Annotated in this window: 4 protein-coding genes and 1 pseudogene; 2 read left to right on the plus strand and 3 right to left on the minus strand. The window is 53.7% G+C overall.

What is annotated here, in order from left to right; genetic code table 11:
- Nucleotides 1-865 precede the first annotated feature (865 nt).
- Nucleotides 866-2,038 carry an aminotransferase gene (locus PsAD13_RS25375; RefSeq protein WP_063319866.1) on the plus strand — a complete coding sequence of 391 codons (1,173 nt, stop codon included), beginning with the start codon at nucleotides 866-868 and terminating at the stop codon, nucleotides 2,036-2,038.
- 219 nt (nucleotides 2,039-2,257) lie between these two features.
- Nucleotides 2,258-3,280, plus strand: a complete 1,023-nt coding sequence (locus PsAD13_RS25380; RefSeq protein WP_063288143.1) for an asparaginase — start codon at nucleotides 2,258-2,260, stop codon at nucleotides 3,278-3,280.
- Between the two features lie 34 nt (nucleotides 3,281-3,314).
- Here PsAD13_RS25380 and PsAD13_RS28205 read toward each other — a convergent pair whose 3' ends face one another.
- The 3 genes and pseudogenes from PsAD13_RS28205 to PsAD13_RS25390 all read right to left on the minus strand — a co-directional run.
- Nucleotides 3,315-3,710: a hypothetical protein gene (locus PsAD13_RS28205; protein ID WP_208986938.1), complete on the minus strand. Its 396-nt coding sequence runs from the start codon at nucleotides 3,708-3,710 to the stop codon at nucleotides 3,315-3,317.
- The gene (locus tag PsAD13_RS25385; protein WP_208986939.1) at nucleotides 3,608-4,684 is read right to left on the minus strand and encodes a TIGR03808 family TAT-translocated repetitive protein; all 1,077 of its coding nucleotides are present in this window, start codon (nucleotides 4,682-4,684) and stop codon (nucleotides 3,608-3,610) included. The genes PsAD13_RS28205 and PsAD13_RS25385 overlap by 103 nt, the downstream gene beginning before the upstream one ends.
- A gap of 19 nt (nucleotides 4,685-4,703) precedes the next feature.
- Nucleotides 4,704-5,108 (minus strand): annotated as a pseudogene (locus PsAD13_RS25390) (methylmalonyl Co-A mutase-associated GTPase MeaB); the annotation flags it as partial.

Genomic DNA, 5,108 nt, shown 5'->3' on the forward strand with positions numbered 1-5,108 from the left:
CAAACTCTTCTCGAAGTTTCATTGTTGAACACTCTTGCCAAGGCATCCCGGTCCCTCCCTGAATGCCATGTTAATGTGTCAACCATCTCTCCGAACACCTGTCACCTATGTCTCCGGTATGTACATCATGGGCCGGGATGACACCGAAGGGGATTGCAGGCAACCTGAAAAAACTTATCCCCCCGGCCTCAAACCGTGCCCATACTAAGCGCATGCCTACGTAACGGGCTGCTGGCGGAGCGACCGTCAGTTTGTCGTAGGCTGGGCGGGGCTTCTGGAAGACGTAACGCACCTTTCAGTGGTCCGGTGAACCGAACTTCAAACGTGACCGCATGGTTTGAGGGGAAGGGCCCAGGACTATAGGGTATCACGCGGTGATAGATACAAGAGCACCGGCAGGGGAACCTGCTTTTGCAAATGGATCTGTCAAAGACGGAGGAACTGTCTGGTTAGGGAAACTTGACTGGATAAGCCACTTTCTTTTCAGGAAACTGACTATCGTGCCTTATAGGCAAAAGAGGCGACGTTGTTCATTATAAGAAAGCCCGGGCAAGGCGTGTAGCCAATGCCGAAGAAACATTACTAATAAATAGCGCAGGTATTGCCTGCCGCCTTGCTCATCCCGACTTCCGGGAACTCTGGTTCAACACTGCATGAGGGGTCATGTGGTGCTACAGGTGCTTCTGCATTTCCAAAGCGTATCGCTGAAATCTGAGAAACGGTTTGAGCACAAAAATCCGCAATAGATGAAACCGCTTTATGTGGAAATACGCAGGAAATGCATCTAATGCAGACTTTGCAGGATGCCGCCTAATCGTTAGCTTGTCGTCCTGCGAAGAAGCGTGTCAGGCAAGGAGCACCCCGGATGAAACCGACAAACTCAGTATTTACCGGAATAGAAACAACGGTATTTGAGCGCATGTCGCGTCTGGCAATGGAGCATCAGGCCATCAATCTGGGGCAGGGCTTTCCGGATGTAGACGGCCCGCAGGATGTGAGACAGGTTGCGGCTGACACCTTGATGGAAGGGCCTAACCAGTACCCGCCCATGTTGGGCGTCCCGGCGTTGCGACAAGCCGTTGCTGAGAACAACAAGCGCTTCTATGATCTGGATGTAGACTGGCAGAGCGAAGTACTCGTCACCTCTGGTGCCACAGAAGCGCTGGCAGACAGCATCTGTGCGCTGGTTGAGCCGGGTGATGAAGTCATCCTGATTGAACCGCTTTACGACTGCTATCTCTCGCTGGTCAAACGGGCAGGCGCCACCCCGGTCTTCGTGCAGGTAACACCGCCAAACTGGGAGCTGCGTGAAGAGACATTGCGCCAGGCGTTCTCCAGCAAAACAAAGGCCATTCTGCTCAACAACCCAATGAACCCAAGTGCGAAGGTTTTCTCCACGCAGGAACTGCAACTCATTGCAGACCTGTGTCTGGAGTTTGATTGCTATGCGATCTGCGATGAAGTCTACGAGCACATCGTCTTCTCTGACGACAAGCACAAACCACTCATGACCCTTCCGGGGATGCGTGATCGCTGCATCCGCATCGGCTCTGCAGGCAAGACGTTTTCACTGACAGGCTGGAAAGTCGGCTACATCACAGCCGCTCCAAACCTGTTGGAGCCAATTGCCAAAGCGCACCAGTTCATCACCTTCACCACACCGCCAAACCTGCAAAAAGCAGTCGCCTATGGCCTGAGCAAAGAAGATGACTACTACACCTCACTGGAAGACGACCTGAGAGCAAAGCGTGACCTGATTTCCAAACCACTGGAAGACATGGGCTTTAAGGTGCTGCCGTGCGAAGGCACCTACTTTGTCACCTGCGACTTCTCCCCACTTGGTTTCAAAGGCAATGACGTGGAGTTCTGCCAGAAGATGGTGGAACAGGCTGGGGTCGCAGCTGTCCCAATCTCCGCATTTTATGGCACCGAAGGCCCGCAGACCTTCGTCCGGTTCTGTTTCTGCAAAAAGGATGAAGTCCTGCACGAAGCTCTGGGTCGGTTGCGCGTCTGGATGGGAGAACTGGCGGTTTCATAAGGGCTCGCACCAAACTGAAGACGCTGCTTCTCTGATAGGCAGTTCTGGCTTTCGGGAATACGCGTAAAAATAAAGACAAATTCGCAAAAGTAGCTCTGCGCTCAAAAATAGAGTATGCAGACGACAACTAACCGGAGCTGCTTGGTCAGGCAAGGACGACTGACAGCCTTCCGCAATTAATCAATTAGCCTGTAATCCAACCCTTGGAAGTTTGAGTGAATGGATAATCCCGTACTCGTCGAAGTGACACGTGGCACCACTGTCGAGAGCCGTCATCGTGGTTCAATCGCTATTGTTGATGCCGATGGTAAGCTGGCATTCAGCGCAGGTGACGTGGAGCAGGGCATCTTTGCGCGCTCCGCGATCAAAGCTCTTCAGGCAATTCCAATGGTGGAATCCGGCGCGGCTGAAGCCCTCGATTTTGACGATGCCGAACTGGCTCTGGCCTGCGCCTCCCATAACGGCGAAGAGACCCATGCCAACTCCGCACGCATCATGCTCTTCAAAGCGGGCCTGACAGAAGAAGACCTGCTGTGTGGCGCACAATGGCCAAAGCACATGGATGATTGCGTTGGCCTTGTGAAGACCGATGACAGCCCATGCCAGCTGCACAACAACTGTTCTGGCAAGCATGCCGGCTTCCTGGCCATGGCCAAGACCCTCGGCATTCCAACCGAAAACTACATCGATTTTGATCACCCTGTTCAGATGGAAATCCGCAACGTTCTGGAACAGATGAGCGGTGGTATTCTGGCCCGTGATGTATGTGGCACAGATGGCTGTTCCATCCCGACCTACGCCATGGACCAACAGAAAACAGCGCTGGCCTTTGCCCGCTTTGCAACAGGTGTTGGCCTCGATCCGGTCCGCGCCAGTGCAGCGGAAACGCTCTACGAGGCGTGCGTCAACGAGCCATACATGGTCGCGGGCAAAAACCGCTTCTGCACCGAGATCATGGATATCTTCAAAGGTCGCGTCTTCGTAAAAGTTGGCGCAGAGGGTGTCTTCTGTGCAGCCTTGCCAGAGCTTGGCTTCGGCGTGACGCTGAAATGTGAAGACGGCTCCGTGCGCGGTGCTGAGGTGATGATGGCATCCACCATCAGATCGCTTCTGGATATTTCTGATGAAGAAGAAAAAGGCCTGAACGCCTGGGAACACCAGCAGTTGAAGAACCGCCGCGATGTTCTCGTCGGCGAAGTACGCCCTGTTGCAGACTTCAAGCGTCTTCTGAACGCCATGTGATGCAAGGCAGGGGCTCCGTCTCCTGCCGCCTCACCTAAACTGCACTGACAAGATTGTCTGTCACACGAATGGAGTGTGGCAGATCCTCCGTTGAAACTGCCAGATCGCCGCTCACCTGTTCATCCCATTTGAAGCCAGCGATATTCACGGCGCAGTCTGCAATGATATTCTGGGAAATGAGCGCAATTTGTCCTTCAGCTGCAAAGCTGACGGCAATGCCAACCGGGGCAGAGCGCACATTATTTTGAGCTGCAATCAAATTACGCATATACGGCCCCCAACCCAGATTAATGCCAATAACCCGCGCATCCTCGACAACATTGCCAGTCACACTGGTATCTGCCTCAACCGCAATACCAACCCCAAAGGTTGGTTGTCCTTCGCATAAGGCCCAGTGCCAGTAATGTCGCGCAATACATTGTTGGAGCACACGGCCAGACGACCACCCTCACGGAAGTTGGTAATGGAAATCCCGTTAGCCGCTGTTTCAATCAGGTTATTACTGACAATCGCGCCCTGAAAACCGAACTCGACAAACAAAGCCACCTCGCCAGAACGATGACAGGTGTTGCCAAGCACTTGAACATTAGACGCAGCATTGGCTCTGATTGCTGAGAACTTGCAGTCACTCACCTTGTTGTTGGAGATGGTGACATTATCCGCCCGAAACACATTGATGCCATTGCCATTCTGGCCAGTCCCGCCACTTCGTGCCGCGATGTTGGAGATTTGGTTGCCCGCAATGATCGAGCCATCATGCCCTTCTGACCACCGATGCACCAGAATACCGCCATTGCCACAATCAGAAACGATATTCCCCTCAATCCGAAGTGCACTAGCATTGTAGCTGAGAAGAGCAACATCTTCGATTGCATGTATGTGGTTACCAATAACAGAGCCTGAACACTGCTCCAGCACCAGACCAGACTTGCTGCTCTTGGTTATTTCGCAGGAATTGAGAACAAGCCGTTCACACTGAGAAAACCACAGCAGCGCCGAAGCCTCTTCAGAAAGAGAGAGGGCATTGCCATCAAAAATAAGATCGCTCAGGCAAATACGATCAGCCTGAATACCCTGCAGAAGAGGGCCACTTCCATTAAGCACCAGACGTGTATGTCCGGGCACGCCGCGCAAGCTCAGCCCACTGGGCAGAGAGAGATTCGAACAGAAGAAATTGCCAGCACCAAGCTGAAGGATCTGCCCTTGCGCTGCGGTCTCATTCATCGCGGCTTGCAGTGTGTAAGAGATATCTTGCTGCAAAGGAGATGCAGGAAACTCCACAATCACCGGCTTCAAAGGCATTGCCGCCTGCGCGTCCTGAGCAGCCACAAGCGTTCCAGTTCCGGCAATGACACCAGCACCAAGAAGGGCACGTCGTGAAAGTCTCTCTTGATCCTCAGTCATTTTGTCCCCCAACGCTGGTTTAAATACCGAACAAGCTCGCCAGCTTACTCGCCGCAGCCGTTGCGGGCAGATTGCCGGATTTCACCGCGCTTTCAACATCAGGCAGCGCCGCTTGAATGTCCGGGTTCGCCTTCAAAGCCGCCTGAAGCTTCTCGTTCAGCAAGCCCCACATCCACGCCAACTGCTGTTCAGCGCGTTTACTGTCCCAGTCACCGCTCGCCTGCATCCGTTCTTTGAAGATGCCGAGCTGCCCCCACACCTCATCAAGGCCTTCATTGGCAAGGCCGGAGATCGTCAGAACAGGAGGAGACCAGTGCTTGGACCGTGGCGCAAGAATATTGAGGGCGGCACGATACTCAGAGGCCGCAGACCGCGCCCGCAGCAGCCCGTCACCTTCTGCCTTGTTCACGGCGATAAGGTCGGC

Origin of the sequence: Pseudovibrio sp. Ad13, assembly GCF_001623225.1 — a bacterium.
In the GTDB taxonomy this organism is placed as follows: Bacteria; Pseudomonadota; Alphaproteobacteria; order Rhizobiales; family Stappiaceae; genus Pseudovibrio.